12 protein-coding genes and 1 pseudogene are annotated in these 14275 nt (G+C 38.7%); 5 read left to right on the top strand and 8 right to left on the bottom strand.

Annotation, left to right across the window (positions count from 1 at the left end):
- Positions 1–396: 396 nt before the first annotated feature.
- Positions 397–1335: a polysaccharide deacetylase family protein gene (locus PN471_RS12465; RefSeq protein WP_271777110.1), complete on the top strand. Its 939-nt coding sequence runs from the start codon at positions 397–399 to the stop codon at positions 1333–1335.
- Positions 1336–1764: 429 nt separating this feature from the next.
- Here PN471_RS12465 and PN471_RS12455 read toward each other — a convergent pair whose 3' ends face one another.
- Complete coding sequence (locus PN471_RS12455; protein ID WP_271777109.1) at positions 1765–3324, bottom strand: tetratricopeptide repeat protein; 1560 nt, start codon at positions 3322–3324, stop codon at positions 1765–1767.
- 144 nt (positions 3325–3468) lie between these two features.
- Entirely contained in the window at positions 3469–4851 is a 1383-nt protein-coding gene (locus PN471_RS12450; RefSeq protein ID WP_271777108.1) for a hypothetical protein, read from the bottom strand.
- A 548-nt stretch (positions 4852–5399) separates the two neighbouring features.
- Between PN471_RS12450 and PN471_RS12445 the strand changes: the two genes are divergently transcribed.
- From PN471_RS12445 to PN471_RS12435, 3 genes are all read left to right on the top strand, one after another.
- Complete coding sequence (locus tag PN471_RS12445) at positions 5400–5837, top strand: DUF6918 family protein (RefSeq protein WP_193896590.1); 438 nt, start codon at positions 5400–5402, stop codon at positions 5835–5837.
- Between the two features lie 154 nt (positions 5838–5991).
- Positions 5992–6603 (top strand): peroxiredoxin, encoded by a 612-nt coding sequence (locus PN471_RS12440; RefSeq protein WP_271777107.1) that lies wholly within the window; start codon positions 5992–5994, stop codon positions 6601–6603.
- Positions 6604–6647: 44 nt separating this feature from the next.
- Entirely contained in the window at positions 6648–7184 is a 537-nt protein-coding gene (locus PN471_RS12435; protein WP_271777106.1) for a peroxiredoxin family protein, read from the top strand.
- A gap of 12 nt (positions 7185–7196) precedes the next feature.
- Here PN471_RS12435 and PN471_RS12430 read toward each other — a convergent pair whose 3' ends face one another.
- From PN471_RS12430 to PN471_RS12410, 5 genes are all read right to left on the bottom strand, one after another.
- Positions 7197–9152 (bottom strand): tetratricopeptide repeat-containing S1 family peptidase, encoded by a 1956-nt coding sequence (locus PN471_RS12430; protein WP_271777105.1) that lies wholly within the window; start codon positions 9150–9152, stop codon positions 7197–7199.
- Positions 9153–9181: 29 nt separating this feature from the next.
- Complete coding sequence (locus tag PN471_RS12425) at positions 9182–10015, bottom strand: S1 family peptidase (RefSeq protein ID WP_271777104.1); 834 nt, start codon at positions 10013–10015, stop codon at positions 9182–9184.
- A 407-nt stretch (positions 10016–10422) separates the two neighbouring features.
- Positions 10423–11094 carry a COP23 domain-containing protein gene (locus tag PN471_RS12420; RefSeq protein WP_271777103.1) on the bottom strand — a complete coding sequence of 224 codons (672 nt, stop codon included), beginning with the start codon at positions 11092–11094 and terminating at the stop codon, positions 10423–10425.
- Positions 11095–11198: 104 nt separating this feature from the next.
- Positions 11199–11879, bottom strand: coding sequence for a COP23 domain-containing protein (locus tag PN471_RS12415; RefSeq protein ID WP_271777102.1), 681 nt, complete (start codon positions 11877–11879; stop codon positions 11199–11201).
- 39 nt (positions 11880–11918) lie between these two features.
- The gene (locus PN471_RS12410) at positions 11919–13154 is read right to left on the bottom strand and encodes a DUF1565 domain-containing protein (protein WP_442867152.1); all 1236 of its coding nucleotides are present in this window, start codon (positions 13152–13154) and stop codon (positions 11919–11921) included.
- Between the two features lie 434 nt (positions 13155–13588).
- Between PN471_RS12410 and PN471_RS12405 the strand changes: the two genes are divergently transcribed.
- Positions 13589–13771, top strand: a complete 183-nt coding sequence (locus PN471_RS12405; RefSeq protein ID WP_271777101.1) for a hypothetical protein — start codon at positions 13589–13591, stop codon at positions 13769–13771.
- A gap of 9 nt (positions 13772–13780) precedes the next feature.
- On the opposite strand, the pseudogene PN471_RS12400 reads toward PN471_RS12405, so the two are convergent.
- A pseudogene (locus PN471_RS12400) lies at positions 13781–14275 on the bottom strand (hypothetical protein); the annotation flags it as partial.

Below are 14275 nucleotides of genomic sequence, written 5' to 3'. Positions count from 1 at the left end.
TCCAAATGTGGTTTTAGTGTGTCTCGTAATAAGTTAATCTGGTTCATAGGGGTTTCTTTGATTGTGTGGTAACTTTCTATGAAACCCTTTCTCTGTTTCCTTTGCAAGCTTTTTCTCTATTTTTTGTCCTGTACAGAGAATGTAACTACTAAATTTCATTAATAAATGAGAAACTATCTTCAGTTAATTATCATCTAACTACTCATGGCATTGAGGAAAAAATTATTTTTTTTAATAGTGAATCATGAGTTCAATTAACAGAATATACATGAATACCAAGGACATCATACTTCACAGTATGACAAACTATCTCAATTTTTAGAAAAATGTGTTATAACCTACCGTCAGAGCCATCAATACCATCAATGGTTGCTCACCCCTTGAAGGAGTTACACTGTGGAAAATAATAAGTCTTTTTTTGGAACCCAGGGAATATTAATTGCAATACTTGGACTAACGGGCACTTTAAGTATTGCTTTGATGATTCTATTCAAAGCTAGAATTTCTGATGCTCAAAGTCAAGGTGTAATTGTTAAAAATAAAGATATTGTTGCTAATGTTAAAACTCAGCAGCGGTTAGAGGAATTTAAAACAGAAATGCTGACCACTTGGCAACAAGAAGCACAAGCCAAAGGGGTTTCCACTGATGTACCATCTAACTTTCAAGGGGTTGTAATTAGTGAAGCTAAACTTCCCCCAGGAAAAAAAGTTATTGCCCTAACGTTTGATGACGGACCTTGGCCTAGTAGCACCGCCAAAGTATTAGATATTCTCAAGAAAAATAATATCAAAAGTACATTCTTTGTTGTTGGCCAAAATGTCAAGAATTATCCTGACTTGACAAAACGGATAGTAACAGATGGTCATATTATTGCTAACCATACCTGGCACCATTGGTATCATCACATGAATCCCCAGGTAGCAGCTTATGAAGTTGCTAATACAACAGACATCATTTATCAAACTACAGGGGTGAAAACCAGTCTGTTTCGTCCCCCAGGGGGAAACATGAGGAATGGAGTGGCAGCTTACGCCAAAAATAATAAATATGCTGTTATTATGTGGTCGTCTGATTCTATGGACTATTCTCGTCCTGGTGTACCAAGATTAATTAACAATATATTTAGAGAAGCTAAACCAGGAGGTATTGTGTTAATGCACGATGGTGGTGGCGATCGCTCTCACACTGTCAAAGCCTTACCAGAAATCATTAACAAGTTCCGTAAACAGGGTTATGAGTTTGTTACTGTCCCCGAACTTTTGGAAATGCAAGATCAATATCCACAGTTAATTGCCCACAATAAAACAAAATCTCAAAAAGCGAAGAAACCATAAATAAAAATGTCAGAATCAGGATAACCAGGATTAAAGGATGAACAGGATGAATAAGCTGTTGGACATTTAGATTGTATATTGCTCACAACTAAAACTCTTGTGGAACGATTATACTAATGACCAGAGCGATCGCCTTTCCTGAGTAAGCCTGAGTGATGAGTGAATGGCTAAAAACAAGGTTAGAATCACGGACTTTATAGATTAAAGGATTTCACAGATTTTGGTTATCTTAGCAAATCAAAAAAATCCGTGTAATCAGCGTCATCCATATAATCCGTGATTCAGACTTTTTAATTACTAATAGAACCTTTAATTCCAGGAGCTAAAACTGGTGGTAGAAAACGAGAAGTAGATATTTGGTGCGTACTTAATGCCATCTTTTATGTATTAACTCAAGGATCTGTTTTTAGTCTAAACTCCAGTTATTTATTAGAAATTTAAAATATCTAAAGATGCTTCTATTTCTAATTCTATTATTCTCGCTTTTATATCTTGATATTCTGCTAATTTTCCCTCTTGCCAATATAAATCTGCGGCTTTATGAAAATCTGCCACTGCTCCTTGCTTGTCGGCAATTTCTAATAGGGCATTTCCTCTGTTATAATAAGCATTAATATAGTGAGAATTCATTTTCACTACTTGGGTATAATCAGTGATTGCTGCTGCATATTTTCCTAAATCAAAATGAGCATTACCCCGACAATAATAAGCATCAATATCATCAGGACTAATTTGAATGGCTTGGGTATAGTCAGCAATTGCTCCTTCATAATCTCCTAATTCAACCCGATCATGTCCCCGATTTTTGTACCCAATAGCATTATCAAAATCAATATTAATTACTTGCTGCGATTTCTGTTGATCATCTAATAGGTAACGAGATATTTGTCTATCTTTTTGTGTAGTCACATAATCAGGATTTAGCTTAATTGCTTGATTATAATCTTCAATTGCTCCTTGAGGATCACCAATATGAGAGCGAACATCAGCACGATTTTTATAATTAATCGCAATATGGGGATTAATTCTAATTGCTTGGGTATAAGCCTCTATAGCTATTTGATAATTCCCTATTTGATAATGTGTCAAACCTATTTGATAATAAGCTTGACCATGATTAATATTAATATTGATTGCCTGACTATAGTTAGCAATTGCTGTGTGATACTCGCCTAATTGATAATTAACTAAACCTAGTTTATAATAAATATCAGCATCACTATTATTAAATAGTAAGGCTTGATTATAACTATTAATTGCTGCTGCATACTCCCCTTTTTGGAAGTATTCATCACCAAGATTTAAATAAAAAATAGTTAAATCCACAGGTGTGGATTGGGGTTTAATTATTTGACTTTGAGATAAATTAGATGGATAAGAAGTTGCTGGAATGGGAAATTGTTCTAAATAGGAAAATAAACCACCACCATACAATAATTGATTAATCCCAAAGGAAATTTTCCCAGTTTTCAATTTAATCATTTGCGTGGGTAGAAATCCAGCTAAAAAAAGATGATATGCAGATTGCGCTTCATTGACTTCTTCTTGAATCAAAATACAGACAATGACTGCATTTTTTTCCACTTCTTCGGCACTAACTGACCATCTGACTCTATCAATACTACCGTGACGAGATTTGACTTCAACGCCAATGGCAGAATTAGCAGTGAGTGTAAAATCACTTTTACCATCACCACCAAAGCGTTTTTCATAATCTACTTCTGTAATAAAATTAGCTAATCTTTCCTTAACAACTTCCTCGCCTAATTTACCTTTAAGATTATTAATAAAAACGTCACGGACTGGAGAAGTGCGTTTATATTTTTCCGCCATTAACCAGCAAAATTCCCGTAATGCCTTTAATCTCTCACCAGAAATAATAGTTAATTCACTATGTTGACCTTCTATTTGACAATGAAGTAAACAACCAGATGTTAACCTTTTCAGAAAATCAGATTGTAGCGATCGCAGGAGAGTAATCCAATCCATGTACAATATTTCTGTGATCTTTTTATATAAGGATTTAACACTGCCAAACCCTTATAAATCTATAGAAATCCAGTTCAAAAAAAGCACAGAGGGTGTGTAAAGCCGAGAACGACAGCGTCACGCACCACATCTTTGATCATGGTGCTAAGGATTTTTTCTTTCTTCCTTGATTTGGCGTAAGGTTTGGATCAGTTTTTTACTAGATTCAGTAGATACAGCTGCAGCATCACTACTGGGTGTTGCTGAAGTGATAGGACTAAGAGTATTTACTGATGGAGTCTCAGGACGACTTTGAGTATTTTCAGTTTCCGGTGATTTTTGAGAGTTGGGAGTTCCTGAAGGTTTTATTTCAGGTTCAAATACCTTTTCAGTATTTGAAGTAGCGGAAGGTTGAATCTTAGAACTTATGCCTGTAGCATTGGGATTATTTTGGAACTTCAGTTGGAAAGGATAAGAGCTAATTAACTGCTTATCAGCTTGAGGTGGATTGGCACTGAAAAATTCTCTAACCTTAGATTGTAGCTGCGGCGATTCTGCTCCTGCTTGGAACTTAATATCCAAGACCTTACCATCTGAATCTACAACTAATCTACCCACAACTGTTCCTTCCATTTCAGGTGTATCTGTAGAGATGGTTTCCCGAATTACCCCTTTCTCTTTTATATTGGGGTATTCTTGGCGCACATTTTGTCTAAGAGTATTGTAAGAATTCAGTTTAGCCAGTAGTTGCTCCGTTCTTTTACCTTTTGATTCAGACTCATTGGTGATGATTGCTGATGATTTGCCCTGATAATTATCTGTTAAAGCCAATTTCTGCCCATCTTGAGGCACTTTAGTGGCACTATTTCCTGATTCCACTGTTTGTGGCGCTGAAATACCCGCTGTTGTTGTACTGCCAATATCAATAGCTTCAGCAGATGGATTATTTAGTGGTTCTCCAGGTATTTCATTACTTTGTCGCAGTTCTGGCAACTTATTAATACCTAGAGGTGCAGTTTCTCGTATTTGCTGATCTAAATTATTGACAAGAGGAGAGGTCGAATAAGTTGGGGGAGTATATGTACTCCTGGCTGGCAATCTAGACATTGCCATTTGTAAATCATTGCGAGTCAATCTTTCAATAGATTGCTTACTGGGTAGATAAGAAAGGTTCAAGTTGGTTGGCGAACTCGGAATAAGTGGTAATACCGACTGACTAGATAATTCCGGTTGTAAAGCGGGATAGCTAGTTAATGGACTACTCAAATTAATACCTGGTAGTTGTTGCTGTAGAGGTAATGGGGGTTGCTGTAAAGCTACCTGGGATTTACTAAGGGGTTGTGGTAATCGGCTTTGATCAGCCGCGCTCAATTCCATTAATCCGACTGCTTTGGGTGAGTCAGTTTTTGAAGATTGATTAGAGTTAACTGGCATTAATGGAACAATCAAGGCAATAGCACCATGAATACCAAGGGAGGCTATGGCGGCTATTCCTGTTGGCTGGCTGAATATTTCTGGTATGTTTTTTAGGAGAGATACGTAAGACATACTGTTATGGTTGATTCTGATCGGTGAAAGCTGAATAGAAATTTTATCAACAAAGAATTCAGGGGTTATCCCAATCGTGAAGTTAATATCCCACAGTATCATCTACTGAGGGACGGGGGGAATAATGATACTCAAGGTAGAATTGATTAACTCCTGAAATTTGTGTCTTCTGAATTATTTTCTATCTTTTAGACTATTTTGCCATTGCCAAGACGCATCCTATTCCCATACATAATAACTTCCCCAGGGGATAAGTTCAACCGGGGAATTAATGATATCTTCAGTTTTTATGTTCGGGAACAGGGAAATCAATTGTGTAATTAATTCTGTCCCATTCCTTAGAGCGCATAATTATAGTAACAGATTAAGATTCACCAACATCTATAGCTATCTCCGCTAACTCATCCTGGCGATGATGGAGGACATCGCCATCAAAAATCTCCAAATACTATACTCTTCCCTGTTTCTTGACTTTATGAATGAATTTAATTTTATCCAACTACTTATAGAATAATAAATCAAGCAACTTGATACGTAGGAGTATGAAAATGGGACTGAGTGAAGAAATCATGAATTCTAGTCATAAGGACTTAATTGTCCAAGACTGCTGTACTATGATAGACGCGCAACTAGCTTCTAAGTCAGGACTAAGTGGCGTAGCCCTAAAAACCGCCTTTGCCGCACTGAAGGGAATCCAACCGGGTTATATCCCTAATGTCATTGAATCCCTCCTACCAGTTTGCTTAACAGCAATTGATCCTATCTGGAGTGAAGGAGTGCAACAGGGTGAACCAGTCAAATACCTTGCAGCCAATAGCGATAAAACCGCGGACGCGCTGTTAGGTGTAACTGATGCCAGGGTTAAACATACGAAACGCCAAATTGTGCGCGGGACTTACGACAAATTACGTAGTTCCGCCAAAAAACATGTAGAGGATGCAGTTCCGGATTTAGCTCAAGTGATTGGCAAGTATGCTAATAACTAGCTAAAAATAGAATTTAGTCTTTAGGCTTTGGGATGCGCTTCCACGTAGCCATAGGAGCGCATATCACTAAAAGCCGACTTGCAGATATCCTGCGGCATGATATAATTTGCTGTTGATGATATTGAGTTAAAAAGTCCCTAATTGAGCCGAAAATATGACACTTACCTATGGAACAGAGGGATGTCTCCGTATTGGCCAACAAGCTCCCGATTTTACAGCAACAAGCGTAGTAGATCAGGAGTTTAAGTCAATTAAATTGTCTGATTATCGTGGTAGATATGTTGTTCTGTTGTTCTATCCCTTAGATTTTACCTTTGTTTGTCCAACTGAAGTGACAGCATATAGCGATCGCCACCCAGAATTTAGCCAACTAAATACAGAAATCTTAGGTATTTCCGTTGATAGTGAATTTTCCCACCTCGCTTGGATTCAAACAGATCGTAAATCTGGTGGAGTCGGTGATATAAATTATCCCCTAGTTTCCGACATCAAAAAAGAAATTAGCGCCGCTTATAACGTTTTTGATCCAGCCGCTGGTATTGCTTTGCGAGGTTTATTTATCGTAGATAAAGATGGCATCCTGCAACACTCCACTATTAATAACTTAGCCTTTGGTCGCAATGTAGATGAAACCCTGCGAACACTACAAGCAATTCAGCACGTTCAGTCCCATATTGATGAAGTTTGTCCTGTTAATTGGCAACCTGGAGACAAAACCATGAATCCTGATCCCATCAAGTCTAAAATTTACTTTGCTGATATTTAGAGAATGGGAAATTTGGTAATTAAACTTTTAATTTTGAATTTTTTATGCTGACTTCAACTGATTTTACTGGCTTATTTAATGAGCGATTTTTCCATAATTTTCTACCCATACCGGCGTTAGATAATTTTAGATTGGGTGTAGGCACACCAGATTTTAAACTATTAGATATTACTGATAATGCTGTAGTTAAGCTATCTGATTTTCGCGGTAAACAATCCGTAATAATTGCCTTTACTAGAATATTTACCGAAAAGCAATATTGTCCATTTTGCTATCCCCATATTCAAGCTTTAAATGACAACTATGAACAGTTTAAAAATCGGGGAATTGAAATTTTATTAATTACCAGCACCGACAAAAAGCAAAGTCAAATAATAGTTCAAGACTTGGGCTTAAAAATGCCATTATTAAGTGATTCAAGTTGTCATACGTTTCGCATTTATAAAACTGGACAAGCATTGGGAGCGCCTTTACCAGCACAATTTGTATTAGATAAAGATGGCAAACTGCTCTACAGACATTTATTTTCTTTTTTAGATCATAATGCCAGTATAGAGACACTTCTGGAAAAATATAATTGAAGAGGATGCAGTTTAATTCAAAGCTCCTAACCTACCTGTACCCCGATTGTATTGATAACTTTCCCGAATTAAACTAGGATGAGGACTTACACAATATTGTTTACTATCAATCATAATTGTGACTAACTTTTCCCCAGAATCACAGGAAACATTAGTTAATTCCCAGCTTTTAATTAACTCTACATTAGCATCAGTGGCAATCTGGGAAGTTGGTTTTGGATTTTCTTGTACTTTAGTCAAAGATTCTAACCTACCTGTACCCCGATTGTATTGATAACTTTTCTGAATTAAACTAGGATGAGGACTTACACAATATTGTTTACCATCAATCATAATTGTGACTAACTTTTCCCCAGAACCACAGGAAACATTAGTTAATTCCCAGCTTTTAATTAACTCTACATTAGCATCAGTGGAAGAGTTAGAAGTTAGTTTTGGCTTTGCTTCTGCTTGAGAATTAGAAGTTGGCTTGGGATTTTCCTCTGCTTCATCTGCAGATTTTTTAACATAACGCCTATTAAAAATTTCTGCGGATTTTTGATAATCTGCAAGTGCATTTTGATAATTACCAGTTAAAGTGTAGGCTATGGCGCGGTTAATGTAAGCATTAAAATCATCAGGATCAATAATAATAGCTAGAGTTGACACTTTTATGGCTGCTGGATAGTCTTTTAAGTTGTTAAACACATCTGCCTGAATTGTGTAGCCATAACTATTATGAGGATCAAGACGAATAGCTTGCTTGGAAGATTCCAACGCCGCTTGATACTTTCCTAATTTAATATAAGCCATAGCCTGATGGGCATAGGCGGCAGCATAGTTAGGGTTGAGACGAATTGCCCGGTTAAAATCCTCAAGGGCTGCTTGATCATTTTGTAAGAATATCTGACTCCAGCCCCGGTTGAGGTAGCCATCTAAGTAGTTAGGATCAAGAACAACAACTTGGTTAAAATCTGTAAGAGCTTCTTGATGTTTGCTGACCCATGTGTATGAATATCCCCTTTTAAAGTGTGCTTCTATATATTTAGGGTTAAGCTTAATTGCTTGAGTAAAATCTGCCGCTGCGTCCCGATAATTATATTGATCTAGTTTAGTAATACCCCTAGCATAAAAGTCTCTTGCTGACTGAGGATTGTTTAAACGGGTAGCAGGACTTTCCCTAGTAGAACTATTATCCTTCTTGATGGGGGTGTTTTTAATAATTGGCTCACTTGCAGCTAAAAAAGTGTTAATGGGAATCCCCGCATTAAATCCTGTTTTCTGTGTTACCACTGCTCCCGTTTCTGTTTTATTCTTACCTGAAGTATCAGCTAACCCGTGAATGGCCACAACTCTACCAGCAATATCAAACACAGGACCGCCACTATTACCAGTTATGGTTCTAGCATCGTAAATCAAACCATAGCCATTAATGGCATTACTGGCACGAGAAACAACTATTCCCGTAGTGAAAGCAAAGTCTCTGGCAGATCCAACTTTACCAAATACGGCTGGAAACCCACCAACAAACACATCTGCACCCTCTACCATTTGATCAGAGTTTCCTAAAGTCGCAATAGGATAATCTTCTGTGGCCACAAAAGTAGCTATAGCTAAATCTGCGTCATTTCTAGTTTGCTGTAATACTTTAATATCTTTGACGGGATAATCTTTACCCGTGTTTGTGCGTATAGAATAAGTAGTATCTGTAGCGCAAGTAATTTTTCCTGCCCGGCCTAAATCATCACACACCACATGATTAGCTGTGAGTACAGTGTAAGTATTACCTTGTTTAGCAATAATGACTCCTGAACCGCCGGGAGTAAGATCACCCCCTGCATTAATTTGGACTGAGGTGCTTTTAGCAATTTGAGCAATCTTTTGGGTACTAACAGTATCAGCAGCAGATGTTGGTAGAGAAATTACAATAGTTGCGATTACTGTCGTAGTCAAGATGGTATAATTTACCCTGGTAAAATATAAATTCATATTCTGAGTATTGTTGTAAATTCTAGTAACTATGTTTTATCTTCCTTGACAACTTCTTGTTCTTGGAGAAAAGCAAGAACATTATCAATAGGAATAGCCCAACTGAGAGATTCCATTTGCAAATAATCTTCTTCTTTTGGTATAGTACCATCGGTAAAAGTAAAAGCCTCAATACCTTGAAAAGGATACTTTAACAGCCCATTAATACCAATTAGTTCACCTTGCTGATTTAAGGCAGGTCCCCCACTCATCCCTTGAAAGATATCATTAGTGTTGCCTAATTGATAACCTCCAGGGAGAGTTTTAGTAATCTGCATTTTAATAGTTCCAGGCTTGACTTGAAAGGCTTTAACTCCCCAATTTCGGGTTTCCTCCATTTTAGTGATTTTCTTGCCTTTGAAGACAAAATGCCAAGCCGGAAAACCAGAGGCGTATACTGTTTCTCCCTCAGAAATAGCTTTTGACTTTGGCAATTTTACTACTTGATAATCCTGTGGACTAGTAAATTTTACCAAGGCTAAGTCCAATTTCTTCGTATTAACACCATTTACTTGTTGTCCCTGGTAAATCCTATCATCAGCAGTCAAAATGCCATAACCATCTTCAGGACTATCAGCAACTACATGATTATTTGTTAATACTGTATAAGTTTGCCCTTCACGTTTAATGACCACCCCTGAGCCAGAACCAGATTGAGTTAAAATCCTGACAGTTACCTGATTGGCAATTTTAGCCGCGGTAACATCAACATCAGGATCGGATGTAGCACCTAAAACTACTGGGCTGGAATGGGCATACAACTGAATCACACAAAACGTCGTAATAAATATTAAAAACAACCTACGAGCTATGGGAGAAAACATGATTAACATTCAAATAATGTGGATTAAATCATGCCTACCAATTGTATATTAGTAATTAGGGAAAAGATCAGAATTTCATCTCTTCTCTAATTAGGGCTTGCTGAAAAAACGTAAACCGTAAATGAATCAAAGGTTTGAGGTTGATAAAAAGGAAAATAGATAGGTGCAAGGTTTTTGAGGGGGGTAGTACCAAAACGGAGCATTTTACCCCTAATAAACTTAAAAGTTTGGGGATGACAGATAGCTGAAACTGTCACCTGTCACCTCTCTTTACTAGAAGACTTATTCAGCAACCGCTTATTAGGGGGTTGCTGAATAAGTTATCTGTGAGGACTAGAAGTTCAGGACCAGTTACCCATAATCTTTTTCCCGCATTAATTCAGATAACTAGCAACTTGAGTTAATAATTACAAACCACGAGAGTCATCTCTAACAGCAGGTGTCTTTGTCGGTTGCTGAACAGAGAGATTGCGGTTGCTTGTTAACACATCTTCTAATTTGATCTGGACACGAGCTGCTGTCTCACGAACGGAACCCGCACTAGAACCTTCACGACTGATTTGCATGATTTGGGCAAGAACTTGGTCTGCTTTCTGGGCATTTTCTGGTTTCAGCGTAAACAGAGTATTGCGTCCATTGCAACCAGTGTCATTTGCTGAAACTACGCAAATGACAGTTTTCTTATTAACTCGACCGGTCATCAACACAACATCCTTGAGGCTACCACCACTTTCAGCCACAGCTTGATTTAATTTCGGTGTCACGATTTGGCAACGGGCTTGAGGAGTAAATTTCTCACCAAAATACTTTGAAGATTCTGAAGTCCAGATAATGACAGGGATTGGCTGTCCACCGGGGCGCTGACCAACCGTAGCCACGCTATTATCATCTTGAGATACGCAGGTAAATTGAGTCCCAGTATTAGCTACCTCCGATGGGTCTACATCTGGCATCGTACTACTGTTATTATCAATTGTATTATCCACTGGTGGTAAGGCTTGAACCGTATATCCCAAACCAACAATGTGAGATAGGGCTAAAGTGGCAACTACAATCGCTGTTTTTAATTGATATTTCATAAGACCCCCTAAATGTTAAAAAGAAAAAGAAATGAGACTTTTCCGGTTCTTGCCTGAAGTAAATGTCCAGTTTTCTCTAGGATTTATGAGCAGGATGTTGATAATTACAAACCACCGGGGTTATTTTGAGCAGCAGGTTTTACTCTGGTTTGCTGGAGTGGACGCTTGGCCTTCATGGTTAGCAAATCCTTTAATCTAACCTGGACACGACCTTTTGTTTCCCGAATTACGCCGGCACTGGAACCCTCACGACTGATTTGCATGATTTGGACAAGAATTTGGTCTGCCTTCTTGGCATTTTCTGGTTTCAGCGTAAACAGAGTATTACTACCATCACAACCAGTGTCATTGATAGAAACTACGCAAATGACGGTTTTACTTCCGACTTGACCGTTCATCAACACAACATCCTTGAGGCTACCACCACTTTCAGCTACAGCCTGATTTAATTTTGGTGTCACGATTTGGCAACGGGCTTGAGGAGTAAATTTCTCACCAAAATACCTTGAAGATGCTGAAGTCCAAATAATGACAGGGATTGGCTGTCCACCGGGTCGCTGACCAACCGTAGCCACGTTACCATCACCCTGGGGGACGCAGGTAAATTCAGTTGCAGCGTCCGCTTGCTCCAACGGATCTACATCTGGAATCGTACTCCTGTTACTATTATCAACATCAACAGTATTATCTATTGGCGGTAGAGCTTGAACTATAGATCCCAAAGCAAAAATGCTGGATAGGGATAGGGTGGCAACTGCAATCGCTGTTTTCAATTGATGTTTCATAAAACCTCGTAGATTTGAATGTTAATTTGATGCAGAAACCTATAAACCACCAGGTTGCTGCCGGGAAGCAGGGCTGGGGGAATTTGCTAAAGCTTTGAGAACGCCAGTAGCTTGATTATATTCGTAACTGCTGGCTGTTAAGTCAGGCTGGGGTGTAACACAGTATCGTTTACCACTCATCATGATGGTAATTATTTGGCGACCAGAGGCACAGGAAACGGGTGTTAATTCCCATTGTCGTAGGAGTGCTATGTTGGGATCACTGACTGATAAATTATCGCTTTGCGAAGAGTTTGGTGTTGGTGTTTGAATTTTACCTACTTCTACTGAACCAACAATCCGTGAGACATCAAAATTGTTACCAACAGCAGAAATAGTGTTATTTTTGGTAGCATTTTGGAGGTTGTAACGACCATTGTTGCCGATGATATTACCACCAGGATTATCGTTTGTCCCCAGATCAGGTGCAGCATCCCGGGTGAGGACAATACCATCCCGTGTGTTGTTCTGAATTACATTTTTACGCACTACAGGTGTAGCCGATTCAGTGATTACTATACCATCTTTGTTTTGGACGATTTGGTTTTCTATGACTGAGGGTGTGGAAGTATCACCAATGGCTAAACCAAAGCCATTATTTTGAAATAGATTATTACGAATTTCCCCCTGGCTTGATTTAGTTACGGAAATGCCGTTGGCAATATTTTGCACAAATCGGTTATTTTTAACTTGAGGATTTCCTTCGCCTGTGACAAATACACCTTCTCTGAAGTTTCTAGTAAATGTATTATGTATGATAGTGGGGTTTGTTGATTCTACCCATACACCCGTACCCCTTTCATTAGTGTTGGTGACTGTGACACCAACAATTGTGGTATCTTGATCCGCCAGGATAGTAATATTCTGTTTAGCAAAAATGCGACTGATATAATCACCACCACCAGAAATAAGGACTCTCTCACCTTTGCTGGATTCATCACCCCGTAATGTTACGCCTGGTTTAAGTATGATCGGGAATGATTCATTACTATAATTGCCAGGAGATAACTGAATAACTGTACCCGGTTTGGCTCGACTGAGGGCGGAAGTAATGGTTTTATATGGGTTTGCTGATGTTCCATCTTCAGCAGTATTTAAACCATTAACAGGATTAACATAAATTACTTGGGCAACGGGAGGCAATTCGGCTTGTACTGGGAATGTGAAAATTAGGGAGCTAGATATGGCTAATGTCGTCACGAAGAAAGGGGTTTTTGATCTGAAGCGATTACTCATAAATAACTCCTCGATTTGATGAGTAGATGATTATTTAGGGTTTGCTGAACAAGTTGTCTGCGAGGGCAAGGAACAGGGAACAGTTTCAGCTATGTGAATATCCTCAATTTTCTAAATTCGACACAGAAAAATGCAACTATTTTGAGACACTATCAGCTAAAACCTTGCACTTCTTTATGATAAAAATCTGCTAACCCCTTATTAATAAACGGTTTTAGGTCTATTCAGCATAGCACTATTTATTTATTACAGACCATTATACCATAAATACTAGGATAATCTTAAAGTTATATATATACATTACTTATATACACCTAATCGAGGTTATTTGCTAAAACACCCGTTCTTCCGTTAATAATCCCAAAGTCCCCGTTTTCAGCAACTCAGGAAATTCTTATAAAACGAAAAAAATCTAGCTGGTCGCGGGTCAGTACTTGTCGGTTAAGCGACAGCGAAACCCAACAAAATTTTTGATAATGTTGGGTTATGGCTATGGCTCCTACGTCGCCACGCAAGCTATCGCCACACTTTGTGAACGTTCCATTGCTCCGCAACGCCGACCCGAACAACCCAACCTACCGGATAATGACTTTTTAGGCTTAACCGAGCAGTATTGACACAGGAGGCTATTTGATCGCGGTTCTCAACTGTTTGAGTATGCCACCAATACCGACGAAACCTGTATTTCGAGAGAGATTCTTGAGAGCTTTTGGTTCGCTTTGGAGAATAATTCCGTTGTAGGCAACAATAGCATCGTTCAGCTTATTGATATTTACACTTAGCCCAGCACCGCTTTGACCAATGACATAAACAGGTTTGAGAGCTTTAATTCCTGCTATTATCTGTCCTGATGTTGCTTGGGCTAGGGGCTGATTTGGTAAGGAAGTGTTAGTAGAAACAGTAGAACCAAACAAACCTGCGAGAGATGTGACTAGTGCTGTTGCTAGTTGTGGAGAAATACCCGCAGCAGTGAGACTGTTTGTCAGAGCTACCGCAGCCTGTTGTGACCCAGCACCACCTGTAAGCAGTGAACCAACAGCAGCAGTATCACCACCTCCAGCAGCAGTATCACCACCGCCAGCAACAGCACCACCTCCAGCAGCAGTATCACCACCTCCAGC

It is taken from the genome of Aphanizomenon sp. CS-733/32 (assembly GCF_028330045.1).
Taxonomy (GTDB): domain Bacteria; phylum Cyanobacteriota; class Cyanobacteriia; order Cyanobacteriales; family Nostocaceae; genus Dolichospermum; species Dolichospermum gracile.
The sequence above is the reverse complement of the archived record's forward strand: the minus strand, read 5'-3'. Positions and strand labels throughout refer to the sequence as shown.